Origin of the sequence: Thermosynechococcus sp. HN-54 (assembly GCF_023650955.1) — a bacterium.
Lineage (GTDB): Bacteria > Cyanobacteriota > Cyanobacteriia > Thermosynechococcales > Thermosynechococcaceae > Thermosynechococcus.
Genome location: NZ_CP098039.1, coordinates 1448931 through 1473369, shown reverse-complemented (window position 1 = coordinate 1473369; position 24439 = coordinate 1448931). Strand labels below are relative to the sequence as shown.

The window sequence follows — 24439 nt, the reverse complement described above, 5'->3', positions numbered from 1 at the left end:
GGCGGACTGCAGATCAATCAAGAGAGTCTGCATCAGGCACAAGTGAGATCTCAGCCAGTGGATTCAGTTTACAGTCAAAAACTGATAGCCAAAATTTATAGAATTTAGAATTTCTAAACTAGGAGGGCTTCCACAGCTCTACCCCATCCCGCTGATCCACCTCTTGCAGCAGCACCTTGACGACTTCATCGCGAGCCGTAGGTAGGACTTTACCCGTGAAGTCAGGGTGAATGGGCAGTTCGCGGTGCCCCCGATCAATGAGTACCAATAACCAAATGGCACTAGGGCGCCCGTAGTCATGAACGGCATTGAGGGCAGAGCGAATGGTGCGGCCACTAAAAATCACATCATCCACTAGGACAACAATCCGCCCCGAGAGATCCACAGGTATTGATGTCTGGCGGGGTGTGCGCGGACCAATGCGATCCAAATCATCCCGATAAAACGTAATATCCAGTTCACCAATGGGCAAGCTAACCCCTTCCAGCTGTTCGATTTGTTGGCCCAAGAGCTTGGCAAGGGGAATCCCACGGGTATGAATCCCTAGTAACACCAAGTTCTCAAGCGCATCGCGCGCTTTCTCCACCACTTGGGAGGCTAAGCGGGTTACAGTGCGCCGTAGATCATCAGCACTAAGGATTTCAACGACTTCACCAGCCATGGCGCTTACATTAGGGAATTCCAAGATTTTAGCGAAATTCCCGCAAAAAGAGACCCTACGCCAAGCGGGTAGGGTCAAAGACGCAGTTAGGAGGTATCTTGCTTCCCTACGATACTGCCGATATTTTCAGGGGGACGGCGCTTTTACCAATTCTTTAGATTTGGCGCAATTAACTGTTACAATACACGAGAAACTGTTATTTAGAATACCAAATCTCAGGTGGTTTCCTCTTCAGTTGCTCCATTACCCTGAAAGCTAGGAAGACGCTTTTTAGAACTTGGCAATGACCCACAGCCCCTTTCGCATTCACGCTCCCTTTGAACCCACAGGTGATCAGCCCCAGGCAATTCAAAAACTAGTTGCAGGGGTACAAGCAGGATATCGCTTTCAAACCCTTCTTGGGGCAACGGGCACGGGCAAAACCCACACGATCGCCCGCGTCATTGAGGCCGTTGGCCGCCCCACCTTGGTCTTGGCTCACAACAAAACCCTTGCAGCACAACTGTGCAATGAACTACGCTCATTCTTTCCAGAAAATGCCGTTGAGTACTTTATCTCCTACTACGATTACTATCAGCCCGAGGCCTACATTCCCGTTACCGATACGTACATTGAAAAAAGCGCCTCTATCAATGAAGAAATTGATATGTTGCGGCACTCGGCTACCCGCTCCCTCTTTGAACGGCGGGATGTGATTGTCGTTGCCTCCATTAGCTGCATCTACGGTTTAGGAATTCCAGCGGAGTACCTCAAAGCTGCGATTCCCCTAGAGGTAGGCACTGAAACCGATTTACGGCAATTGCTACGGCAGTTGGCTGCCATTCAATACACTCGCAACGATGTGGAACTAGGGCGGGGTCGCTTCCGTGTCAAGGGAGATGTCCTCGAGATTGGCCCAGCCTACGAGGATCGCATCATTCGCGTTGAATTTTTTGGCGATGAAATTGAAGCCATCCGCTATGTGGATCCACTGACGGGGGAAACGTTGCAGAGTGTGGAACGCCTGAATATCTATCCCGCGAAGCACTTTGTCACCCCCGCTGAACGCCTTGAAGCGGCCTGTGCTGCCATTGAAGCCGAACTCCAAGCCCAAGTGGCTTACTTGGAAGCCCAAAATAAACTCCTAGAGGCACAGCGTCTCAGTCAACGCACCCGCTACGACTTGGAAATGCTGCGGCAGGTGGGCTACTGCAATGGTGTCGAAAACTACTCGCGTCATCTCGCAGGCCGAGCAGCGGGGGAACCCCCGGAGTGTTTGATTGATTATTTCCCTGAGGATTGGCTGTTGGTGGTGGATGAGTCCCACGTCACGGTACCGCAAATTCGCGGCATGTTTAATGGCGACCAGGCGCGGAAGAAAGTGCTGATTGATCACGGTTTTCGCTTGCCGAGCGCGGCGGATAATCGCCCCCTAAAAGCGGAGGAGTTTTGGCAGAAGGTGAAGCAGTGCATTTTTGTCTCGGCAACCCCCGGCGATTGGGAATTGGCAGTCTCCGAGGGGCAGGTGGTGGAGCAAATTATTCGGCCTACGGGGGTCGTGGATCCAGAAATTTTTGTCCGTCCCACCCAAGGGCAGGTGGATGATCTCTATGGGGAGATTCGCTTGCGGTGCGATCGCCACGAGCGGGTACTGGTGACAACGCTGACGAAACGCATGGCTGAAGATCTCACAGAGTACTTTCAAGAACGGGGTGTACGGGTGCGCTATCTGCACTCAGAAATCAATGCCATTGAACGCATTGAAATTCTCGAAGCCTTACGGCAAGGGGACTTTGATGTCCTGATTGGTGTGAACCTACTGCGGGAGGGACTGGATTTACCAGAGGTATCCTTGGTGGCGATCCTTGATGCCGATAAAGAAGGCTTCCTGCGGGCGGAGCGATCGCTCATTCAAACGATTGGCCGAGCAGCGCGGCACGTCCGTGGACAGGCCATTCTCTATGCCGACACCCTCACCGACAGTATGCAAAAAGCCATCCAAGAAACCGAGCGGCGCCGCGCGATTCAACTGGCCTACAACCAAGCCCACGGCATCACTCCCCAGCCCATTGTCAAGAAAACCAGCAATGCCATCTTGGCCTTTTTGGATGTGTCTCGCCGCCTCAATGCCGAGTCAGTGCCCCTCTTATCTTCCCAAACCTTACAGGAACTGAGTCTGGAGGACATTCCCCAACTGATCCAGGACCTTGAGGCGAAAATGAAGGCGGCTGCCCAAGAATTGGCCTTTGAGGAAGCTGCTCGCTACCGCGATCAAATCAAGCGTTTGCGCGATCGCCTTGTGGGACATGCCTAGAAGTATGAACTTTTGTAATAGTTCGCAACAGTCCGTAAACGGGAGCGAAGGGGAGGAAACCCTACCGTGGTAAGCTAAGTACGATTTTAGATCCGCGCAATTTCGGCTGGCGTTCGGGTTGACGCTAGTTTTACCAGTTCTAGGAGTAAGAAAAACCTATGCGTGATGCCGTCACCACACTGATTAGAAACTATGACTCCACCGGTCGCTACCTCGATCGCGATGCTGTTGACAGTTTGCGCTCCTACTTTAATTCCGGTGCGGTACGGGTTAAAGCGGCGGCAGTAATCAATGCCGATGCCGCAGCCATTGTTAAGGAAGCGGGTTCTGCCCTCTTCACAGAGCAGCCGGAACTGATTCAACCCGGCGGCAATGCCTACACCACACGCCGCTATGCCACCTGCCTGCGGGATATGGACTACTACCTGCGCTATGCCACCTACGCCATTGTGGCTGGGGATGTGGATGTTCTCAATGAGCGGGTGCTAGAAGGTCTGCGAGAAACCTACAATTCCTTGGGGGTGCCTATTGGCCCAACGGTGCGCGGCATTCAAATCATGAAAGAGATTGTGCGCGATCGCGTGGCAGCCGCTGGTATTGAAGACACCAGCATCGTTGAACAGCCCTTTGACTATATGTGCCGCCAACTGAGTGAAGTGAATATCTAGGTTGGCCAAGGTAGAAGACTCTGCAACAATAGAGGGCGGTGGCATTGGCGATCGCCCCTTCGTTGTCCTGTGCAGCAAGTATGAAAATCCGCATTGGTAATGGCTACGACATCCATCAATTGGTACCCGATCGGCCTCTAATTTTAGGCGGTGTCAAACTAGAGCATTCTTTAGGCCTCTTGGGTCATAGTGATGCCGATGTCCTCACCCACGCCATTATGGACGCCCTTTTGGGTGCCCTCAGCCTTGGTGATATTGGCCATTACTTTCCCCCCAGTGATCCGCAGTGGGCAGGGGCAGATAGCCAAGTCTTATTGGCAAAAGTGGCGGCACTGATTGCAGAACGGGGTTGGCAAGTGGGCAACATTGATGCCATTGTCGTGGCCGAGCGCCCGAAACTCAAACCCTACCTCGATCAGATGCGCGATCGCCTTGCAACCACTCTTGGGATTGATCGCGAGCAAATTAGTATCAAGGCCACCACGAATGAGAAACTGGGGCCGGTGGGTCGTGAAGAGGGCATTGCGGCCTATGCCGTGGCGTTGCTCCAGTCAGAAGTGTAGGATAACTAGCTAACATACAGGCTGTAGTGAAAGTCCGTTTGCTCGCACTGGCTTTGCTGGAGATTGGCATGGCGAAAGTTAGCCCAGCGACAAATGGCATGGTTGAGGTTGGCACGAACAAAAAGAGCACGGGAAAAATAGCCCCCTGTCAGTCCCGCATAGGCTAAATTGGCCGCATAAAAGTTGCAGCGATAGGCCTGAACCCCCTCCAAAGAAGCCTGCACCAATTGAGCAAACCGCAGCGTCGCCTCATTGAGACTTGCTCCCATCAGCAGGGCAAAGGAAAAGTCGCTAGCAGCGGCACGGGCATGGCTAAGATCGGCTTCACACCAATTGCTGTGGCGACAATCCGCCTGCTCAAGGGTCGCCCAAGAGAAATCGGCATAGGTAAAACGGGCGTACTGCAAGTTGGCCAGTTGAAAGTTTGCCCGCTGAGCAGTGGCGCCATCGCCCACCACTTTCAAGAACAACGCTCCTCGGCAATCGGCATCATCGAGGTTAGCCCCTGTCAGATCCGCCTCATAGAGGTTAGCAAAGCGCAAATCGCCGTGGGCAAGGTTCACCTCTCGCAAACAGGCACGGCTGAGATTGCAGCCCCGGAGGTCATAGCCCCGCAGATCCATGCCCGTAAGATTCATTTCACTCAAATCTACAGTAAGCTGAGGATAAGCTCGCCGCCATTCGTTCCAGAGGTGTTTTCCCCCCCGCAGGCGATCGCTCATTACCTGATTTAAGTGCCCTTTGATCATCATTCTTGCCTTGAGATTCTTCACATTTCGTTATCCTGGTGCGAAATTTGATAGAATTTCGTCTATGTAGCCCTATCGCTGACGAAAGGAGAATGGGTTTGAAACAAGCAACCCTACATCAGCTTAAGGTTTTTGAGGTCACTGCTCGCCACGGAAGTTTTACCCGCGCTGCCGAGGAACTCTTTCTGACGCAGCCTACCGTTTCGATTCAAATGAAGCAGTTGACCCGTGCCGTTGGTATGCCCCTCTTTGAGCAAGTGGGCAAGCGGCTCTATCTCACAGAAGCCGGCAAGGAACTGCTGGCCACCTGCCAAGACATCTTTGAGCGCCTTGAGCGGTTTGAAATGGCCGTTGCCAATCTCAAGGGTCTCAAGCAGGGACACTTGCGGCTGTGTGTCATTACCACGGCCAAATATGTGATTCCTCGGCTGCTAGGGCCATTTTGCCAGCGCTATCCGGGGATTGATGTCGCTCTGACGGTCACCAACCATGAACAGGTGGTGGAGCGTATCCGAGGCAATATGGACGATCTCTATATTCCCAGTTGCCCACCGGAGAATGTGGATGTGGAGTGTCACCGCTTTTTGGATAACCCCTTGGTGGTGGTTGCCCCCAGTCACCATCGCCTCAGTGGCCGCAGTAAAATCCCGATCCAAGAACTGGCGGGAGAACCCTTTATTATGCGGGAGCAGGGGTCGGGCACCCGCCAAGCGGTGGAAAAGCTCTTTGCGGAGCATGGTGTCCCAATCAATATCCGCCTTGAGTTGGGAAGTAACGAGTCCATTAAGCAGGCGATCGCCGGCGGCCTAGGAATTTCTGTCCTGTCTCACCACTGCTTAGCCCTCGATCGCGAGTCCAGCCAGTTGACGATTCTCGATGTCGAACATTTCCCGATTCAGCGGCACTGGCATCTGGTCTATCCTGCGGGCAAACAACTGTCGGTGGTGGCTCAGGCCTTCTTTGACTATGTGTCCACTGAGGGTCGGGCGATGATTGAATCGAGCCTCACCTATCCCAGTGTGGCGGCGCCGGCCAAGGAACTCAACCCTGTCTAGCATGACAACGCTCCAATTTCTCACCTTTCCCGATCCGCCGATCGCGGCAGAACACAGCCTTCTATTACTCCACGGCTGGGGTGCCAATGCCGCAGATCTCATTTCCCTTGGATCGTTGCTGGCTCCCCAAGCCCAAACCTATGCAGCGGAAGCCCCCTTTCCCCATCCCTACGTCCCCCAAGGGCGGATGTGGTATGACTTGAATCAGCACAATGCCCTCAGTGGCTCATTACTGCTCGATGAGCGGGCAACAGATCTGGCCACCAGTGAAGCGGCGCTGCGAGAGTGGATTGCCAGCTTGCCCATTGATCTCAACAGCACAATTTTAGGGGGATTTTCCCAAGGGGGAGCACTGACATTGGCTGTGGGGTTAACGTTGCCCTTGGCAGGATTATTGGTCTTTAGTGGCTATTTGGTTCGCCCGCCAGTGGTGACAGCCACCTCGCCGCCCGTGTTGATGATCCATGGCACAGCGGATCCTGTGGTGCCCTTTGCCAGTGCCCAAGCCAGTTGGCAAGCCCTGCAAGCCGCAGGCGTGAAGGGAGCGTTTCATGCCCTAGCAATGGCTCATGAAATTAACGGAGAGGCAGTCGCGATCGCCCGCCAATTTATTGAGAATACCCTTCCTAAAATCAACTCAAATTGAGTAACCCATAGGCCAAGAGGGCGCTACCGATCGGAACTGTGAGATTATCAACCCCTCGCCAAGCAATCAGTTCCAACAGGGTCGCACCCAGACCCACCAAAGGGGCAATCCAGAGCAACTCTATGGCGGCAATGGGGGTGAGGGATAGAGCTACCACCAAGGTACTCACACAGAACATGGTCAGGGTTCCTTCCCAGCTTTTACTGGTTCCCGGCAGGGGATGGCGTCCCCAGTTAATCCCCACAAGGGCAGCCAAGCCATCTCCCCAAGCCATCACCAAAATGCCCAGAACCGCCAGTTCCGGCAGCGTGTCCCAAAAGAGCGCCATTAATGTGCCAATACTCACCGCATAAAAAAAAGTGCCCCAGCTTTGCCGCCCCACGCCGCTAATACTGGGAAAAATCGGAATCTGGTACGACAGCAGTGTGACCATACCAGCGATCGCAGCCGCCACAATTCCCCAACTCGTGGGTACCCCTAGGGCATAGGCAATGAGAATCACTTGACCCGCACCAATGTGAACCACCTTCCGTGACCATTCTTTGGCATTGGGAAACCAAGCGTGAATCATTTCTGCGGTTAACAGCACCAGGCCCAGCCAACTGGCGACCAAAATTCCTGCCCAGAACATTGTCATTGCTATCCTCAGATGGCCGTAGCTCCTTACTTTGTCAGCTGGGCAAAAAACTGGGTCACAATCTCAAGGATGCGATCGCTCGCATGACCATCGCCAAAGGGATTAATCGCCGTCGCCATGCGATTGTAGGCCACTGCATCCGTGAGCAATTCAATTGCTGCTGCTGCAATCCTATCCGCAAATGTGCCCACCAGTTTAGCCGTGCCAGCGGTGACCGCTTCCGGCCGTTCAGTGGTTTCCCGCAACACCAGTACTGGTTTACCGAGACTAGGCGCCTCCTCTTGTAGGCCACCGGAATCCGTCAGCAGGAGTGTTGATCCCTTGATCGCTGCTACAAGGGCAGGATAGTCCAGTGGCTCCGTGAGAAAAACGCGGGGATGATGCCCCAAATAGGCTTTGAGGGGTTCACGTACGGTGGGATTGCGGTGCAGGGGCAAGAGCAAGGCAGTATCAGGAATCGTGTTTAAGATTTTCAGGAAACCATTGGCAATGTCTTCTAAGGGGGCACCCCAGTTTTCACGACGGTGAACGGTGGCAAGGAGCACCCGATACTGTTGCCAGTCAAGGCCGGGGACATGGCACACTGGCTGGCGATCGGCCATTTGCAGGAGCGCATCAATTACCGTATTCCCCGTCAAGTGAATCGCACCCGTTACCCCTGCTGCTTGCAAATTCTTGACAGCTTGTTCCGTAGGGGCAAAATGCAACTGTGCCAATTGGGAAATGAGGCGGCGGTTGGCCTCCTCCGGATAGGGATTATAGAGATCATCGGTGCGCAAGCCCGCTTCCACATGACCGACAGGAATCTGCTGATAAAAGGCGGCAAGGGTAGCGGCAAAGGCTGTGGTGGTATCTCCCTGTACCAAGACCAGCCACGGTAATAATTCTTGATAGAGTTGCTCCAAGCCTTGGAGGGCACGACAGGTAATTTCGGTTAGGGTTTGCTTGGGCTGCATAATGGCCAAGTCCCGATCGGCTCGCAGGTCAAACAGGGTCATCACCTGATCCACCATCTCGCGGTGCTGTCCGGTGAGGACGACGTAGGGGCTAAAAAGGGGCGATCGCTGGAAGGCTTGAATGACCGGTGCCAATTTGATTGCTTCCGGGCGCGTACCCAACGTAATGCAGATCGGGATCGGGGAAGCAACCATAGCCGTCTAAATGCCAAGAAGAATAATAACTTTAGTGTACCGAGAAGCGAGCGTCAAAAAAGTGTCTAGTTGCCACTGCCCATGAATAGTTCTCTGCCAGTCTTTTTCTAAACGTATGGAGTCCCAAGGAATACCTTCGCGTTGCCCGTACGTCACTTCTCCCATAGGGAGTTTTACAGTGGTGTGGGTGTGTCATCTTTGTGAGAAGGACTTTATGTTAATAATAGAAATGTTAATAATAGAAGGGAATGCACCGCCATTGCGCTCGCTGAGGTGGCCATGATTGAAATGACTGTTGCTGGGATTGCCCTCGATGCCACTAACCGTCGCACCCCGATTGTGTTGCTCAAAGACGGTGCTGGACGGCGAGCACTGCCCATCTGGATTGGTGATAATGAGGCGCGGGCAATTTTAATGGCCTTGGAAAATCAACGGGCACCGCGACCGATGACCCATGATCTGATGGTAAACATTCTCACCGAATGGAATATGACCCTAGAACGGGTGGTGATCCACTCCCTCGAAGACAACACCTACTATGCGGTGCTGACACTGCGCCAAGGAGAAACTCGTAAAGACATTGATGCTCGTCCTAGCGATGCCATTGCCCTTGCTCTGCGCTGTGATTGCCCGATTTGGGTGATGGAAGCGGTTGTTGCCGATGCCTCGATTCCCGTTGATCGCGATGCTGACGAGGAAGAACGCCAAGCCTTTCGCCGCTTTTTAGATTCGATTCGCCCCGAAGATTTTATTCAGCAGGGACGGGGAATGGAAGAGGATTCCTCCGCAGGCTAGGATGCGCTACCGCCGCTTTGGTCGCACGGGGCTAAACCTCTCGGTTTTTTCCCTTGGAACGATGCGTGCCTTGGGCAGTCCAGAGGTCATGCAGACGGTCATTGAGGGGGCGATCGCCCACGGCATTAACCACATTGAAACCGCCGCCGCCTACGGTGCCAGTGAAGCCTACATTGGTCGTGCCCTCAACGCATTGGGGCAGCCCGCCGTTTTTATCACCACCAAACTCTTGCCCCAAGGGGATGCGGATCACGTCCAGCAACAAATTGCTCAATCCCTTGAGCGTCTCCAAGTCTCACGGTTAGACGGTGTTGCCCTCCATGGCCTAAACACCCCTGAGCATCTCGCATGGCTGAGCACTGAGGGGATGGCAATGCTGCGGCAGTTGCAAGCAAAGGGGGTAATTGGTGCTTTGGGCTTTTCCAGTCATGGAGCGTTGTCTGTGATTTTGCGGGCGATCTCCAGCAATCAATTTGACTTTGTCAATCTGCATTACACCTACTTTCAGCAACGCAATGCCCCAGCGATCGCCGCTGCCGCTGAGCGGGATATGGGCATTTTCATCATCTCCCCGGCCGATAAGGGGGGACAACTCTACCAGCCTTCCCAACGGCTCCAAGACCTCTGTGCGCCTTTTCACCCTCTCCATTGGAGCTATCGCTGGTTGCTGAGTCAGCCTGCTATCACCACCTTGAGTATTGGACCTGCCACCGTTGCTGAGTTGGCCTTTCCCTTGGCCGTGGCCGATCAAGTGGCACCCCTTAGTGCTGAAGAGCAAGCAGTGGGCGATCGCCTGCAAGCAGTGATGCAGGAAACCCTAGGCACCGATTTATGTCAACAATGTTATGCCTGTTTGCCCTGCCCCGAAGAGATTCACATCCCCGAAGTGTTGCGGCTTCACAACTTGGCCGTCGCCTACGACATGACAGAATTTGGCAAGTATCGCTATGGGATGTTTGGCCGTGCCGGACATTGGTTTCCTGGTCAACCCGCCAACCGCTGTACTGAATGTGGCGATTGTTTGCCCCGCTGTCCCGGTGGCTTAGAGATTCCTCGGCTATTGCGGGAAACCCATGAGCAGTTGCAGGGCATCGCGCGATCGCGCCTTTGGCAGGACATTTAATCAAAAGCTGATACGAATGTTGCCTTCTAGGTAGAAGCTATCGTCCCTGCCTTTTTTCTTGAATCTTGGGAAGCGTGCTTGTTGCGCAAAGAAGCGGTTAAAGGCAGTGATGAGGTTACGCAGTGCTGGTTGCGGGGTACATTTGGAAACATCGTAGTACCAAGGATTTGCCGATTTGACTTCAGCAACGAGTTTCTTATGCAAATCAACAGCGGAGGGAAACTTGAGCTTTTCTGCTGGGGCTGCTTGTTGGTTGTGTTCTAGGATGGACTGACAGAGGGCAAGTCCCCAATTGTAGGCATGACGAGCCACCCCTGCGTGTTGGGCACAAAGGGTGCGCTGTTTGTCGTTGAAGTCGAGTTCTGTCTTGGAGAAGAGGAATATGGAGTAGATTGTATCAAATGACGTGAGGCGAGGTTATTGATGAGTGATGCACAGTATTGCTCAGCGCTTTTGTTATTCAGAGTCAAACCCCCGCCCACAAACTCTTTGAGCGTATCCATATCGGGAATATAGCGTGCACAAAGAGGCTGTAGCCCTCTCGTACAGAGGCTTTGACTTTTCCAAGCAGGTTCAATCCCCGTGAAAAGGGCTGTAGCTGGCTGGCTCCATCGAACTGATCGTGGAACTTGCCAGAATACACTTAACAACTCTGTTTCTGGCTCATAAAATACTCTTATTTGAGCCACACTGTCTCCCCTTCTTTAATAGCGTCAGTTTGATAAGCAGTGATTAAAAAAACATCTCCACTTACGCGTCGTGCTACTGCAACAACCCAACGTTTTTCTCGCTGTACCCGATAAAACAATAATACTCCTAAATCTCGGCTACTGCGACGAACCTCGTCTGGTGTAGAAAGAGCTAGCCGCACAAAATCTTCCAACTCCTCAATATCAGGGTGCTTGATGAGCAGCCGTTGCCAATACTCCTCAGATGTTCTAACCCTAAATCCAAGCGGTGTAGGAATATGAAGCTCACTCCACCAGTTGACGAGCGGCTGCAACTGCTTCTGCCTAAGTCGAATGCTGAGAGTGAATGTACGTCTCCCCTTCATCCATATAATGGGAGTTATCAACCACCCGTACAGTGAACATCAGCTACACCCTCCCTCCAAAGCGTTATTCCTCTGTGAGATATTAATGGAGCGCCGCTAAAGCATTTATTCTGATGCTATTAGAGATTCTAGCATTCGTATGGCCTCGCACTGACCACCCATACTCCCACTCCACCCGAGCGTCAAACCCGGTTTCATCGATATACACCAGCGTTGCCTCCCCATGACTCTCTACCCATGTCTGGAGATGCTGTTGATACCCTTGTCGCTCTTCCTCACACCGTTCTTGAGAACGCATCTGTTTTTTTCGAGTGATCCCCATCTGGTCGAGGACGTAACTAATGGTGGAAACTTGTACGCCAAATCGCTGGGCACGGTCGATTAAACGGTCATCGGGATGGGCCGCAACATCCGCCGCTAAGGCTGCCCAATCCAGTTTCCAAGGACGACGGAGGATAACAGTGGGCGCTCAGTCATCTCGCTTCAGCCAGCAATGAATGGTGGCGCGACTGACCTGAAAGATTTGAGTGGCCTCACTGATTTTGCCACCTTGCTTAATATTAGGAGACAACCCGCTCTCGTCAGTCCAAGCTATTGCTCACTTTCTTTAGTGACATTCATGACTCTTTGACTGTAGCCTATCCTTCTTAAAAATTTTTCACTCCCTTGGCGGACTGCAATCATCTACTACTCACTACTTCAGCCCTCGTCGAACACGATCACATGCCCTCGGTGAACACGGTCAGGGTGAAGTGGTAGCGGTGGTAGGTAGGATCACCGTAGGCCAAGACGTAGTAATCGCCGCTGTAGGGGAGTGTGTATGAAAAGGTGCGGCCGGTGTCGTTCGAGTCCAACCTGACGAGTTCTTCTCCCCGGCGGTCAAGCACCGAGACAGAGGCTCTGGCTCCCATCAACTCGGGTTCCACCGCTAACGTTTGACCTTTGCGGGCGTTAAGGACATAAAGTCGGTCGGTATAACCGACAATGACCACCCCAACGGTGTGAGGCGAAAATTGCAGACGACTGGTGGGGAGGGTTTGTAAAAGTCGCTTCAAATTGACTTGGGTGAGGGCAATGGGTGTTGGCATGAGTAGAGCAGTGAATAGCAACCCATTGGTGTTTCATAGAATGTTCCCTTGGGGAATGGTGTGGATACTCAAGGTATTTTCATAATATCGATATCCCTATATAGCAATCCTAACTGCAGAAGGTGTTGAATCTTGCAACAAAACTTAACCTCTTACGTGACGAGTAGCTGTAGCTGCCAATCAAAGTTCCAATGCACTATCGAATACTGACGACTGAGTTCGAGTTGCAAATATCGTAACTCGCAAACCCTCTATCCATGACTGTAATAGCATTCTCAGAGATCATTTCTAAAATCTCTTCCTGAAAGCTCAGGTCATGTCTCTCCCCAAAAGAAATCACTGCTTTACCTAGGATGTTCTCTGTTAAATCAAACCCTGTGATTAACTTCACTTGATGATATTTATAGAACCAAATAGAGTTTACTGGTCAGGGTAAGGACGGTGGAATCGATAGAAAACAGCATGAGACTTGAAGAGCGATGTCTCTTTTGAGCGTGAGACAGGAGTTGAGTGTAAATCCCCTCTAATAAGCTGGTTGTCCGAGTTTTGTTGGCTTTGGAAACAGTGGACATGTCCACCGTAATCCCTGAATGATTCAAGCGATAAAATAAGGCTCTCATGCTGGTTAACCCTTGGTCGAGAACGTAGGTCAACCAGATTTTCAAGAACAATTGAGAGTTCAGGACGGGGTAGTCACAAGGGCTGAGCTGCTTGAGAATCGACTTGACAAGAGTTGCAAAGGATGCAATGGTAGCTTGAATTTTTTCTTCTTTTAAGGGAAGAGTACGACATTTCTTCCCTTTTTTCTAGCCTCTTAGACTATCTTTCAACACTTCTGCCTCAGATGTTCTAACCGCAAATTCAAATTTCATGCAACTGGCATGTTAGCAAGGAGTGTCTGTCCGAGTACAGAATTAGTGGAGAGTAGGGAACTCGAATCCCTGACCTTCGCGGTGCGATCGCGACGCTCTACCAACTGAGCTAACTCCCCAATTCTTTCTCTAATATACAGTAAATGAGGACACGATGGTCTTAAACTGGTCTTCTACCTTTGGCCATCGCTCTTCTGGAGCTGAAACACTGAGAGTATAAACCTTGCCTCGGCTGACGGCAATACTCGACAAATTGTGCCGCTGCTGCGCGTTTGCTCTATCCCCCGGCAGGGTGACCGCATACTCCAGAATGTAGTAGGTTTTATCATCTGCCTTTTGGGAAGTTGCGGAAATCAAGGCAGAACTGCGCCCGCTTTCAGTTGGGGCAATGATATTGCGCAGCAGGCGATCGCCCACCTCCTCTGGTGACCCCAATTCCTCAAGAGACTTCGTGCTGGAAACCGTATTCACGACCACACTGACGTTTTCTGTCGTCTCAATAATGTCGTGAAAGACCACATCCACGGGGTCTTCAACTTGTACCTGTACCCAGCCGCGTGGGTAAAGAAATTCATAGCCATCATAGCTATCCACATAGGCTTGCAGTCCACTGGTGGCCGAACACCCCCCCAGCAACACCACAAGAATCGCCAACGCTGTGGCAAAAAACCGTTGAATCATACCGTCCTTTTGCGCTGTTCTCCCCTATTGTGACACTGAAGCTGGCGTAGCGGGGCGTCGCAATTCCTCTGGGTGAGAGGGGGGAATGCCCTCAATCGTAATCAGGGACTCGGTTACCGCCCGCACAATTGGAATCGCCACTGTTGACCCATAGGCATCATCCCCCTTCGGTTCATCCACCACCGCCAAGATCACATACTGCGGCTGATCAAGGGGAAAAATGGCCACAAAGCTGGTGATGCGCAGATTGCTGTAGGTACCGCCAATCGCCTTTTGCGCTGTGCCTGTTTTGCCCCCCAAGCGGTAGCCGGGAATGTGAGCAGGTTTCCCCGTACCAAAGCGAACCACTTCTCCCAGCATCTTGATCACTGCTTGACTGGTGCGCTGCGAAAACACTCGACGCGGAGGCCGTCGCTCAAGTCGCCTTTGCAGTTGGCCATTCTCATCGTAGAGGCCATCAATGACGTGGGGAGTCACCAGCTCACCGCCATTGGCGATCGCCCCCAAGAGTTGTGCGAGGTGCAGCGGCGTGAGGGAAAAGCCTTGGCCAAAGGCTGTCGTTGCCGGTTCAATGGGATAGTTAATAAACTGCTCAGGAGGTTTCAATTGGGCGGCGGTTTCAAAAGGCAGATCACTGCCCACCTTCTCCGTCAGACCCAAGCGATGCAGATAGCGATAATAGTGGCGGGCTGGAATGCGGTTCATCATGTGCACCATCGCCACATTACTGGAGTAGGCGAGAATTTGGGCAATATTGAGGGCACCGCGACCGCCCCGTTGGCTAAAGTCACTGTTCTGAATCGGCCAGCCCCCCACCGTAATCCGACCCTCATCGGGCAGCACCGTATCGGGGGTAATGGCATTGAGTTCAAGGGCGATCGCGGTGTTGATTGGCTTAAAGGTTGATCCCGGCTCATAGAGATCTGAGACCGCCCAGTTGCGAAAAAGGGCTGGATCAGCACGGTAGTAATGATTGGGATCGTAGGAAGGCTCTGAGACCAGTGCCCGCAGCGCTCCGGTTTTCACTTCTAAAACAATGACCGTGCCCCGTCTAGCGTTGAATTTGCGTAACTGCTGTTGCAGGGCTTGACGCGCCGTATGTTGCAGACGGCTATCAATTGTGAGGCGCACATGATACCCCTGACTCAAGACCCGCGGATCCGCAGGGGCAAGGGCAGGTAACCACTGACCCAAAGCATTCATTGAGAGGAGTTGGCGGCTATGGGGAACCTGTAAAAACTGGTTTTGGCTAAACTCAATCCCCGCTTGACCTTGGTGGTCGCGATCCACATAGCCAACAATCCCCGCCATCAATTCCTGCTGCGGATAAATGCGCTGCCACGCTTGGTTGAGTTCTAGGCCATCGTAGTTGAGGGCGCGAATTTTGGCGGCAGTTTCCTCATCAATGTCGTAGGCAATGGGTACCCCTGTGGGATAGGTGCTGAATTTGGCCAACAGTTGCTCTGGAGATTGCTGGAGTAAGGGAGCCAGATCGTGGGCGATCGCCCGACGCTCCACTTTGAACTGAATGGGATGGGCAAAGAGCGTAAACACAGGCCGATCTAGGGCAACCACCGTCTCTCGGCAATCGGTAATTGGGTAGCGTGCCAAGGTTGGCAGCGTGTAGTGCCGTTGTTGTTGCTGTGCCCGTGCCGCTAAGGTGTCTCCTTGAACAATTTGCAAATAGATAAGACGGGCAACCACGCCCCCCATCACGAGCAACAGGAAGGCAAAAATGAGACCGACCCGTAAGGATGGCAGAGAGGAGGGTGTTGAGCGGGCGGTCTTCATAGGCGCAGCGTCAATAGTTGACTGTGCGCTGAGGGGGGGGTGTCACAGGGGGGCGCTCAACATGAGTTCTGGGAGTCATCTTGCCCTCATTGGGCAGAAAAAGAATATGTTGCGGGGTTTGGGGCAGGAGTCCTTGGGGAGCGCGTTGCACTTGCTGCGTCACCCGATAGCGTAGAGTTTCATTGTTGATGAGTAGCTCCCGCTCTTGCCGTTTTAGGGTTTCCAAACGCTGATAGGCCTGACTCCACTGCTGCTCCGAGAGGGCTGACCAACCATAGAGGGGGAGTACAGCGACCAAGGCACTGGTGGCCGCCACGCCAGAAACCCACTGAATGCCCAATAATGCTTTTTGCCAGAGGGAAATCTGTGGCTTAGGGAGCGGCCGAATTTCCGTCAAAATGGGGGACGGTTGGGTCAGAAATCGGGATTTTAATTTAGGGGCAGCAGCCATAGACTTAAGCACTCCTCAGCAATTAATTACCCTAGGGTTGGCAAGACACACGCTAAAGATAGCTATAAATAAACCATTACTGCGGCAATTCATGCAAAGTTGGGATCCTCTCATGCTTGGGGCAGGCTGCACCCACGGGGCAATCGAGGAGGAAAACAACAATTCACACAGCAGTACGCGCAGCAATTCGCAGCTTTGCCGAGCGCGATCGCGGGTTGAGAGCCACTTCTGCCGCATCTGGGACAATCGGTTTACGGGTCACAACTTCTAGGAGGGGATGGGCACGCCACGCCTGCTTCACACGGCGATCCTCTAGGCTATGGAAACTAATCACAGCAATGCGCCCTGGGGGCTTTAACCAGTGGGGCGATCGCGCCAAAAATTGGTCGAGCACCCCTAGCTCTTGGTTCACATAGATACGCAAGGCCTGAAACACCCGCGTGGCCGGATGAATACGTTGGCGGGGAGAAGCTTTGAGGCAGTGGGCAACCACTTGTGCCAGTTCTTGGGTGGTGGTGAGGGGGCGACGGGCAACAATCTGCCGCGCAATGCGGCGGGCAAAGCGTTCTTCACCATACTCGTAGAAAATATCCGCCAGTTCTCGCTCGCTGTAATGATTGATCACCGTTGCGGCTGTCAAAGGGTTATTGGGATTCATGCGCATATCGAGGGGGGCATCAAAGCGAAAACTAAAGCCCCGTTCTGGGCGATCCAACTGGGCGGAACTCACCCCCAGATCTGCCAAAATGCCATCAAACATCGGTTCAGCTACAGGTAGATCAGCAAAATTACCCTGCCAAAACTGCACGCGATCGCCAAAAGGGGCAAGGAACTCTTGAGCTGCCGCTAGGGCCATCGGGTCTTGATCGATCGCCAGCACTCGACAGGTTGGCTCCGCCCGCAATAAAAGTGCCGTGTGTCCGCCACCGCCCACCGTTGCATCCAAGTAGAATCCCCTCGCCTTCGGCTGTAGCGCCTCAAGAACTGCGGTTGCCAGTACCGGTTGATGGTAGGTGGAAAATTCCAAATCTTGCATGAGCGGATCACAACCAGCGTAAAATTTGCCACAGCACAGTCCCTTGGAGAGCAGCCGCCGTGAACGATACTTCCCTCAACTTAGCCGACGAACTGCTGGTACGGGATCAACTCGTGCAGCAACTCTCAGAGGAACTCTATCAACTCATGGTGCAGCATCCTGAGTTATTTGTGCGCTTTTACCAAGCCCGCAAGACCGAAGCCGCCAATGCCGAAGCCCTCAAGTTGCTGCAAGTGCAGGTGCAACAGGTGGAAGCAAAAATTGCCGCCTACCAAGAACAGATCCTTGCCTACCAGCAGCAGAGCCAAAATCGTGAAGCGGAAATGAATGAACTGAAGGCTCAAGTCATTGAATTGAGCGATCGCAACCAGATGTTGGAGCGCGTCATCCAAGAAATGCCCGAAGTCTATCGGCAAAAATTTAGTGAGCGGCTGAGTCAAGTTAAACTCAAAATTGAAAGCCTCGAAAAAGAAAACGCGCAACTGCGTGCCGAACTGCGGAATCTACAAACCCTCTTGGCTGCACAAGCCCGTCAGCAACAGCAGCAGGGATTCCCTTCATTACAACCGGCTCGTGTTGGCCTTGTTCCCAGCTTTGGTAATGGCTAGGGGGGGTCATCGTCTAGAATCCTTCCTAGGGGCATCCACAGGACAAGTAAGCATTGGAGAACTACAGGAACTCAAAGGGATCCTAGAAGACTTTTTCACCGGGCTTCCCGTCAAGGTTTATCTATTCGGCTCGGCTGCCCATGGTGCCCTGCGGCAAAGCTCCGACTTGGATGTGGGCATCCTGCCCCTTGCACCATTGCCCGCGGGGCTTTTGAGTGAGTTGCGGGAGCACCTAGAAATGTCCAACCTGATCTATCCAGTAGATGTGGTGGACTTGTCAGAAGTGTCCGCTGACTTTCGATCGCGAGTCATCACAGAGGGCATTCAGTGGATCGGCTGAGGGAACGATTAGTGACTGCCCAAAGAGCGCTAGTAACTTTGCAAGAACTGCCCTTGGGTGAGCGCACAGATACGATTATTTTATTTGTGATGCCGCAATTCAGCGATTTGAATATACCCTAGAGGCGGTTTGGAAAGCAGCACAACTATACCTGCGAGAGCGGGAGGGGCTAGACATTGCTTCGCCGAGTGATCCGTGCTTGTTTGGCCCTTGGCCTACTTACCCCAGAGGAGGCTCGCTTAGCGCTGCAAATGGTGGACGATCGCACCTTGACCGCCCACACCTACAATGAGAGCTTGGCGGATGCGATTTTCTCGCGGTTAGCCCAGCATGCCATGCTCATGAGCCGCTGGTTAGCTGCCCTCGCAGCAGGAGGATTGGAGGATTGAAACTACGGATTTGGTGTGCGGCGCAGCCGACGGAGCCTGAACTTGCCGCTGATCAGGTGATGACTCAAGTAGTGCCGCTGTTGCAACAGTGTCATGGCAATGCTGAGATAGCTGTGTGTTCCCTCGATGCCCCTACGGAGATTACTCGCCAGTCTGAGGTTCTGGACTATAGCCTCACCCATTGGGCACCCTTAGCACCTATCCTTTGGCAGCAGTGTGAATCCTTGACTGCCTTGGTCTCCCAGTGGGGAATGCGGACAGGTACAGGAGGTCTTTATCAGTTACCGCTGGCGCAAACGGCAAAGGGAACCCTCTTTGGCGAGGTGATTGGCTGTCTTGAGGGGAGATGGCAGCTGCCCATCCATGCCAGCGATCGCCAGCGACAAACCCTCTATGCCCTCGGCCGACGACTGTTAGATCACTTGCAGGCACCCGTGGGCTGCTATTTTCTGCAATTTGGCTGGCAGGGGGAAGTGGTCTTTGAGCGACTGTGGCCTTTTCCCACGGTGGCGGCTCTAGCCAGTATAGGTGTACAAACCCCCGATTGGTTCACAGCCCACTATCAGTGTTTAAGCGCCATGCCCCTGCGGGATCTGCGGATTCCCGATCGCGAGACTGTGCCGCGATTAGAATAGAGAGCGCAGGTTTGGGAGGGCTGAGCGTGAAGATTGTCCGCCGGCGGCTGGTGGGTTGGCAAGCGGTCTATGACATTGGGTTAGCTGGGGATCACAATTTTCTTTTGGCCAATGGGGCGATCGCCGCCAATTGCTTTAACAAATCCCACTCCACGGCCTACGGCTACGTGACCTATCAAACCGCCTTTCTCAAAGCCAACTTTCCCGTCGAGTATATGGCAGCCTTGCTCACGGCGAATAGTGGCGACCAAGACAAGGTACAGCGCTATATTGCCACCTGTCTGAGCATGGGAATTGAGGTCCTTCCCCCCGATGTGAATCGCTCAGACATTGACTTTACGCCAGTGGGGGACAAAATTCTTTTTGGTCTGTCGGCAGTACGCAATGTCGGTCAGGGGGTGATTGAGGCCATTTTGCAGGCACGGGCACAAGGGGGCGCCTTTCAAAGTTTGGCGGATTTTTGCGAACGGGTTCCGCGTGCGGGGGGCGATAGTCGCATTCTCAATCGTCGTGCCCTTGAATCCCTGATTGCCTGTGGTGCCATGGATAGTCTCCATCCCCAGCGCAACCGCAACCAACTGATGCAGGATCTCCCCCTCGTGCTGGAGTGGGCACAAGCCCGCGCCAAGGATCGGGCGGTGGGGCAAGTGAACCTCTTTGATATGTTGGCGGGTAGCTCTAGCAATGAACCCAGCAGCAGCTATGACCCAGCCCCCAGTGCGCCGCCGGTGGATGATTTACCCGATGCTGAGAAGCTCCGCCAAGAAAAGGACCTGCTGGGATTTTATGTGTCGAACCATCCCCTCAAGGATATTCACCGACCAGCGGCCATGATTGCCCCCATTAGCTTAGCGGATCTCGAGCAGCACACGGGTCAAGGGATCGTGAGTGTGATTGCCCTGCTGACCGGACTCAAGCCCATTACCACCAAGCGCGGCGAGCGGATGGCCATTGTCCAGTTGGAAGACCTCACCGGTCAGGCGGAAGCGGTGGTTTTTCCCAAAGCCTATGAGCGGATTCATGGCCAATTGCAGCTGGATCATCGGCTGCTGCTGTGGGGCACCCTAGAGATGCGCGACGATCGCCCCCAATTCCTCATTGAAGATGCCGAACCGCTTGAAGAGGTGAAACTTGTCCTTGTGGATCTGCCAGTCGAGCAAGCAGGGGATATTCAAGCCCAAAATCGTCTCTCAGAAGTGCTCAAACAACAGGTGGGAGAGATGCCCAAGGTGCCGGTGGTGGTCAAAGTCACGGATGGCTACCATGCCCAGTACGTTCGCTTAGGGTCGCAGTTTCGCGTTGAGGATGCCGATCGCGCCTGCCATGCCCTCACCAGTGCCGGTTTTCATGCCGAAGCGAGTGAACTCCTAAGTCTCAAGCTTTAGGCAAAGACATCGCTAAAGAAGGCAATGGCTTCTCCAAGGGCAGCAATAAACTGATCAATTTCGGCGCGGGTGTTGTAGAAATAGAGGCTGGCCCGTGCCGTGGACTGAACCCCTAAATGGCGATGCAAGGGTTGTGTGCAGTGGTGTCCGGCTCGAATCGCAATCCCCGCCTGATCGAGAATGGTGGAGAGATCGTGGGGGTGAACCTCACCGACAGTAAAGCTCGCCAAGGCAGCGCGATCGCCCGATTTGGGGCCATACACTGTGACACCGGGAAGCTCTTGGAGGCGTTCAAAGAGATAGGCCGTGAGTTCCTGCTCGTAGGCGTGAATGCGCTCCATCCCCCACTGGCTGAGATAATCCACCGCTGCCCCAAGGGCGATCGCCTCGGCAATGGCTGGCGTTCCCGCCTCAAACTTATGGGGAATATCGGCATACGTGGCATGGTCGAGAAAGACATCGGCAATCATTTCCCCACCACCCAAAAAGGGGGGCATTTGCCGCAGCAGCTCCGCCCGTCCCCAAAGAAAGCCAATCCCTGTGGGTGCACACATTTTGTGACCGGAGGCCACCAGCCAATCGCAGCCCAACTCCTGCACATCAATGGGGAGATGCGGTACACTTTGGCAGGCATCCACCAGTACCCGCGCTCCCTGAGCATGGGCAAGGCGGACAATCTCCGGAATGGGGTTGAGACAGCCTAACGTATTCGAGACATGGGCGACGGCCACCAAGCGCGTGCGATCGCTCAAAAGACTTTCATAATGGTTGAGATCAAAAATTTGCTCTGGCGTGAGTTCGACAAACTTGAGGCGAGCACCGGTTTTCTGCGCCACAAACTGCCACGGGATCAGATTGCTGTGGTGCTCCATTACCGTCAGGATAATTTCATCCCCTTCCCGCAGCGTATTCATGCCCCAGCTATAGGCCACGAGGTTAATCGCCTCACTGGCATTGCGGGTGTAGATAATCTCCTCAGCGCTGGCCGCATTGACAAACCGCGCCACTTTTTGCCGTGCCCCTTCGTAGGCCGTGGTCGCCTCAGCACTCAGCGTGTGAACCCCTCGATGGACATTCGAGTTGTAGCGACGATAGTAGTCCTCAAGGGTATTGAGAACCGCTAAGGGCTTCTGGGAGGTGGCCGCATTATCAAAGTAAATCAAGGGGCGATCGTGCACCTGTCGCGCCAAAATTGGAAAGTCAGCACGGCACAGATCAGCAAGGGAGCAGCTAGGGGCGATCGTCATAGTGGTTGTGGTGGCATCAGTAAGATTCAGGAATTTTCAGGAATTTCCTTGCAAGTCCCCACGGCATTTGCAGGAATACATTTTTAACTATACTCCCTTCCCCATGGCAGAAGACGGCTTGCAACTGAACAGGGATTGCAAACCGCTATCTTGATCTCCGAACAGAATGAATGTTATGAAATGCTGACACTTGATCCCCGCAAAGGGATAAACTGCGTATAAATTCCTAGTAGTATGCCCGAATTCCCTTGACGCCCCAAGACTTTTTTGCCAAAGATCAAGGGCAAAGGATAGCTCCGTCTATCAACCCACGATAAGGAGGCACCCATGCCGAAAGATCTCCCCCCTTTAGAAGAAATGACCTTGCGGCAGTTGCGGCGGGTCGCCAGTGAACTGCAAGTGTCCCGCTATAGCCGTATGCGCAAAGATCAACTCCTCGCTGCCATCCGTGAAAAGCAGGCGCAAGCCAACGGATCCACCACCACCATTTCTGTCCAACCTGTCCCCTCTAGTCTGGAGTCGCAAGAAAAAGTGGAAGCAGCAAAATTTGACCTCGGTCCTGCTCAAGATGATGTTCTCTTGGCCTCTGTAGATGAAGGCCTTGGGGATTTGCCCGGTGGCTATGGTGAAAGCCGCATTGTCCTCATGCCTCGGGATCCGCAGTGGGCCTACGCCTATTGGGATGTGCCCAACGAGCACCGCGAAGAATTGCGGCGGCAGGGGGGTCAGCAACTGGCTCTCCGCCTCTATGACGCCACCAATATTAACCTCGACAGCCAAATTCCCCACAGTGTTCAGGAATACCCCTGCGATGAGTTGGCACGGGAGTGGTACTTACCGATTCCCGTCAGCGATCGCGACTATGTGGTGGAAATTGGCTACCGCTGTGCCGATGGCCGTTGGCTCGTCCTAGCCCGTTCCACCCCGGTACACATTCCTCCTGCCTACCCCTCCGATTGGGTTTGGGATCAATTCATTACGGTGGATTGGGACATGGATCTGCGGGGCAAAACCGTCTTTGATCTGGGGGCACCCTTGGCGGGCACAACTGAACCCAATCCCATTTACGAAGGCATCTTTGCCATGGCCGAAGGAGCCGAAGCGCAGCGGGTGGCCGGTTCTCTCTTTGGCTCGATGCACCAAGTCCCCGGGTTCATCTCCCAGTTGCCCGAAATGGCCATCAGTTCCTACGTCTTCCCTTCTGGGGTTGGGCTATGGGCTGTGCCGACGGTCTCGGGTCTGACGATGTCGGGCGTTGGCTTCTCAGCTTCGGCGGCTCCCATTCGCCCTCGCAAATTCTGGTTGGTGGCGGATGCTGAACTCATTGTCTATGGGGCTACGGAGCCAGATGCCACTGTCACGATTGGTGGGCGCCCCATCAAACTCAATCCCGATGGCACGTTCCGCTTCCAGATGTCCTTCCAAGATGGCCTCATCGACTTCCCGATCTTGGCAGTGGCAGCAGATGGGGAACAAAACCGCGCCATTCACATGAAGTTCACCCGCGAAACCCCCGAGCGCCGCACCAATACCAAGGAAGAAGCGGTGCTGGAGTGGCTGGCCTAAGCTAGTTGGTTGGCTCAATAAATGCCTTGCCCTCTGCCGATTGGTAGGGGGATTTTTTTAGGCACGCAAAAAGGCAAGCAGTTCGCGATTGACTAGCCCCGGCACTTCCTGTTGTGCCCAATGGCCACAGTCGGGCAGATATTTCAGCCGCCACGGTGCATGGATCCACGCTTCGATGCCATTGGCAAGACTAGGTTGGGCGAGGGGATCATCGGCGCCCCAGAGGATCAGGGTAGGGCTAGTAATGGCTTCCGTGTGCTGTTGCAGCAGGTGCCACCACTGTTGGGGTGAAAAAAGATGGCGATAACTTTTGAGCACCGCAGCGATCGCCCCCGCTTTTTCGAGAGCTGCTTGATAGAGTTGCACGGTTTCTGCCGAGAAGGCGGCCTTGCGGATGGAGTAGCGTTGAAAGAGATCCTGCAAAAAACTCCGCAGATTATGCCCCAGCCAGTATTCCGCTACACCGGGAATGTGACAGGCCAATAGCGGCCAGTTGCGCCAAAAATGTTCCAACTGCTGCCACAGTTCCAGTCCCACACGGTAGGGATGGGGGGTATTCAAGACTGCTAAATGCTGCACCATTTGGGGAAAGCGTGCCGCCACGTGCCAAGCTATCAGGCCACCGCAATCATGACCGACGATGTGTGCGCGTTCATAGCCCAGTTCTTGGATCAGCGCCGTGACATCTTGGCTGAGGGTATCGAGATCATAGCCGTGGGCAGGCTTCTCGGAGTCATTGTAGCCCCGCAGATCTGGCACTACAACCTTGAAATGACGAGCCAGTACGGGAATTTGAAATCGCCAAGAGTACCAAAACTCTGGAAAGCCATGCAACAAAATCACAAGATCACCGCTGCCTTGGGTGACATAGTGCAGGCGCACTTGGTTAACGCTGAGGTACTGGTGTTGCCAACTAAGGGACGCTTCAGTCATTGAGGGTGGGGATCAAAGTCGA

27 protein-coding genes, 1 tRNA gene and 2 pseudogenes are annotated in these 24439 nt (G+C 53.5%); 13 read left to right on the top strand and 17 right to left on the bottom strand.

The window, feature by feature from the left end; all coding sequences use genetic code 11:
• Positions 1-118: 118 nt before the first annotated feature.
• Positions 119-661 carry a bifunctional pyr operon transcriptional regulator/uracil phosphoribosyltransferase PyrR gene (gene pyrR, locus NBE99_RS07135; RefSeq protein ID WP_250681420.1) on the bottom strand — a complete coding sequence of 181 codons (543 nt, stop codon included), beginning with the start codon at positions 659-661 and terminating at the stop codon, positions 119-121.
• 283 nt (positions 662-944) lie between these two features.
• On the opposite strand from pyrR, the gene uvrB reads away from it, so the two are divergent.
• The 3 genes from uvrB to ispF all read left to right on the top strand — a co-directional run bounded on the left by uvrB (position 945) and on the right by ispF (position 4185).
• The gene (gene uvrB / locus NBE99_RS07130) at positions 945-2954 is read left to right on the top strand and encodes an excinuclease ABC subunit UvrB (RefSeq protein ID WP_250681419.1); all 2010 of its coding nucleotides are present in this window, start codon (positions 945-947) and stop codon (positions 2952-2954) included.
• A 158-nt stretch (positions 2955-3112) separates the two neighbouring features.
• Positions 3113-3622 carry an allophycocyanin subunit beta gene (gene apcB / locus NBE99_RS07125; RefSeq protein ID WP_250681418.1) on the top strand — a complete coding sequence of 170 codons (510 nt, stop codon included), beginning with the start codon at positions 3113-3115 and terminating at the stop codon, positions 3620-3622.
• A gap of 80 nt (positions 3623-3702) precedes the next feature.
• The gene (ispF, locus tag NBE99_RS07120; RefSeq protein WP_250681417.1) at positions 3703-4185 is read left to right on the top strand and encodes a 2-C-methyl-D-erythritol 2,4-cyclodiphosphate synthase; all 483 of its coding nucleotides are present in this window, start codon (positions 3703-3705) and stop codon (positions 4183-4185) included.
• A 5-nt stretch (positions 4186-4190) separates the two neighbouring features.
• Here ispF and NBE99_RS07115 read toward each other — a convergent pair whose 3' ends face one another.
• Positions 4191-4937, bottom strand: a complete 747-nt coding sequence (locus tag NBE99_RS07115) for a pentapeptide repeat-containing protein (RefSeq protein WP_250681416.1) — start codon at positions 4935-4937, stop codon at positions 4191-4193.
• Between the two features lie 95 nt (positions 4938-5032).
• Between NBE99_RS07115 and NBE99_RS07110 the strand changes: the two genes are divergently transcribed.
• Both NBE99_RS07110 and NBE99_RS07105 read left to right on the top strand, forming a co-directional pair.
• Positions 5033-5989: a LysR family transcriptional regulator gene (locus NBE99_RS07110; RefSeq protein WP_250681415.1), complete on the top strand. Its 957-nt coding sequence runs from the start codon at positions 5033-5035 to the stop codon at positions 5987-5989.
• 1 nt (position 5990) lies between these two features.
• Positions 5991-6635 (top strand): alpha/beta hydrolase, encoded by a 645-nt coding sequence (locus tag NBE99_RS07105; RefSeq protein WP_250681414.1) that lies wholly within the window; start codon positions 5991-5993, stop codon positions 6633-6635.
• Here NBE99_RS07105 and NBE99_RS07100 read toward each other — a convergent pair.
• Together NBE99_RS07100 and wecB are read right to left on the bottom strand one after the other, a co-directional pair.
• Complete coding sequence (locus tag NBE99_RS07100) at positions 6622-7272, bottom strand: diacylglycerol/polyprenol kinase family protein (protein WP_250681413.1); 651 nt, start codon at positions 7270-7272, stop codon at positions 6622-6624. The two genes, NBE99_RS07105 and NBE99_RS07100, sit on opposite strands and share 14 nt — an antisense overlap.
• Before the next feature lie 26 nt (positions 7273-7298).
• A complete protein-coding gene (gene wecB, locus NBE99_RS07095; protein WP_250681412.1) occupies positions 7299-8423 on the bottom strand; it encodes a non-hydrolyzing UDP-N-acetylglucosamine 2-epimerase in 1125 nt (374 codons plus the stop codon).
• Between the two features lie 279 nt (positions 8424-8702).
• On the opposite strand from wecB, the gene NBE99_RS07090 reads away from it, so the two are divergent.
• Positions 8703-9218: a bifunctional nuclease family protein gene (locus tag NBE99_RS07090; protein ID WP_250681411.1), complete on the top strand. Its 516-nt coding sequence runs from the start codon at positions 8703-8705 to the stop codon at positions 9216-9218.
• A gap of 1 nt (position 9219) precedes the next feature.
• Positions 9220-10341: an aldo/keto reductase gene (locus NBE99_RS07085; protein ID WP_250681410.1), complete on the top strand. Its 1122-nt coding sequence runs from the start codon at positions 9220-9222 to the stop codon at positions 10339-10341.
• A 6-nt stretch (positions 10342-10347) separates the two neighbouring features.
• On the opposite strand, the pseudogene NBE99_RS07080 reads toward NBE99_RS07085, so the two are convergent.
• The 11 genes and pseudogenes from NBE99_RS07080 to rsmH all read right to left on the bottom strand — a co-directional run.
• Positions 10348-10725: pseudogene (locus NBE99_RS07080) on the bottom strand (helix-turn-helix domain-containing protein); the annotation flags it as partial.
• Between the two features lie 292 nt (positions 10726-11017).
• Positions 11018-11344, bottom strand: a complete 327-nt coding sequence (locus NBE99_RS07075) for a hypothetical protein (protein ID WP_250681408.1) — start codon at positions 11342-11344, stop codon at positions 11018-11020.
• A gap of 133 nt (positions 11345-11477) precedes the next feature.
• Positions 11478-11966: pseudogene (locus tag NBE99_RS13445) on the bottom strand (IS630 transposase-related protein).
• A gap of 148 nt (positions 11967-12114) precedes the next feature.
• Positions 12115-12504, bottom strand: coding sequence for a hypothetical protein (locus tag NBE99_RS07070; protein ID WP_250681407.1), 390 nt, complete (start codon positions 12502-12504; stop codon positions 12115-12117).
• A gap of 175 nt (positions 12505-12679) precedes the next feature.
• Positions 12680-12874 carry a hypothetical protein gene (locus NBE99_RS13440; protein WP_399370177.1) on the bottom strand — a complete coding sequence of 65 codons (195 nt, stop codon included), beginning with the start codon at positions 12872-12874 and terminating at the stop codon, positions 12680-12682.
• 10 nt (positions 12875-12884) lie between these two features.
• Positions 12885-13136, bottom strand: a complete 252-nt coding sequence (locus NBE99_RS07065; protein ID WP_250681406.1) for a hypothetical protein — start codon at positions 13134-13136, stop codon at positions 12885-12887.
• Between the two features lie 265 nt (positions 13137-13401).
• Positions 13402-13474 (bottom strand) — tRNA-Ala (locus NBE99_RS07060).
• Positions 13475-13484: 10 nt separating this feature from the next.
• Positions 13485-14036, bottom strand: coding sequence for a photosystem II reaction center PsbP (gene psbP / locus NBE99_RS07055; protein ID WP_250681405.1), 552 nt, complete (start codon positions 14034-14036; stop codon positions 13485-13487).
• Positions 14037-14060: 24 nt separating this feature from the next.
• Positions 14061-15827 carry a penicillin-binding protein 2 gene (locus NBE99_RS07050; RefSeq protein ID WP_250681404.1) on the bottom strand — a complete coding sequence of 589 codons (1767 nt, stop codon included), beginning with the start codon at positions 15825-15827 and terminating at the stop codon, positions 14061-14063.
• A gap of 10 nt (positions 15828-15837) precedes the next feature.
• The gene (locus NBE99_RS07045; protein WP_250681403.1) at positions 15838-16278 is read right to left on the bottom strand and encodes a hypothetical protein; all 441 of its coding nucleotides are present in this window, start codon (positions 16276-16278) and stop codon (positions 15838-15840) included.
• A 163-nt stretch (positions 16279-16441) separates the two neighbouring features.
• Positions 16442-17314, bottom strand: a complete 873-nt coding sequence (gene rsmH, locus NBE99_RS07040; RefSeq protein WP_250681402.1) for a 16S rRNA (cytosine(1402)-N(4))-methyltransferase RsmH — start codon at positions 17312-17314, stop codon at positions 16442-16444.
• Positions 17315-17373: 59 nt separating this feature from the next.
• Between rsmH and NBE99_RS07035 the strand changes: the two genes are divergently transcribed.
• From NBE99_RS07035 to NBE99_RS07015, 5 genes are all read left to right on the top strand, one after another.
• Complete coding sequence (locus NBE99_RS07035; RefSeq protein WP_250681401.1) at positions 17374-17922, top strand: Npun_F5560 family protein; 549 nt, start codon at positions 17374-17376, stop codon at positions 17920-17922.
• Positions 17915-18262 (top strand): nucleotidyltransferase family protein, encoded by a 348-nt coding sequence (locus NBE99_RS07030; RefSeq protein ID WP_250681400.1) that lies wholly within the window; start codon positions 17915-17917, stop codon positions 18260-18262. The genes NBE99_RS07035 and NBE99_RS07030 overlap by 8 nt, the downstream gene beginning before the upstream one ends.
• A gap of 176 nt (positions 18263-18438) precedes the next feature.
• A complete protein-coding gene (locus NBE99_RS07025) occupies positions 18439-18651 on the top strand; it encodes a nucleotidyltransferase substrate binding protein (protein WP_250681399.1) in 213 nt (70 codons plus the stop codon).
• On the top strand, positions 18648-19286 hold the full coding sequence (locus tag NBE99_RS07020) for a hypothetical protein (RefSeq protein ID WP_250681398.1): 639 nt from the start codon (positions 18648-18650) through the stop codon (positions 19284-19286). Before NBE99_RS07025 ends, NBE99_RS07020 begins: the two co-directional genes overlap by 4 nt.
• 26 nt (positions 19287-19312) lie before the next feature.
• Positions 19313-20671 carry an OB-fold nucleic acid binding domain-containing protein gene (locus NBE99_RS07015; protein ID WP_250681397.1) on the top strand — a complete coding sequence of 453 codons (1359 nt, stop codon included), beginning with the start codon at positions 19313-19315 and terminating at the stop codon, positions 20669-20671.
• Here NBE99_RS07015 and NBE99_RS07010 read toward each other — a convergent pair.
• On the bottom strand, positions 20668-21918 hold the full coding sequence (locus NBE99_RS07010; protein ID WP_250681396.1) for a SufS family cysteine desulfurase: 1251 nt from the start codon (positions 21916-21918) through the stop codon (positions 20668-20670). The two genes, NBE99_RS07015 and NBE99_RS07010, sit on opposite strands and share 4 nt — an antisense overlap.
• Positions 21919-22245: 327 nt before the next feature.
• Here NBE99_RS07010 and NBE99_RS07005 point away from each other — a divergent pair, with 327 nt between their 5' ends.
• Entirely contained in the window at positions 22246-23484 is a 1239-nt protein-coding gene (locus tag NBE99_RS07005; protein WP_250681395.1) for a DUF4912 domain-containing protein, read from the top strand.
• Between the two features lie 57 nt (positions 23485-23541).
• Here the strand turns inward: NBE99_RS07005 and NBE99_RS07000 are convergent, their stop codons facing one another.
• Positions 23542-24417, bottom strand: coding sequence for an alpha/beta fold hydrolase (locus NBE99_RS07000; RefSeq protein ID WP_250681394.1), 876 nt, complete (start codon positions 24415-24417; stop codon positions 23542-23544).
• Between the last annotated feature and the right edge of the window lie 22 nt (positions 24418-24439).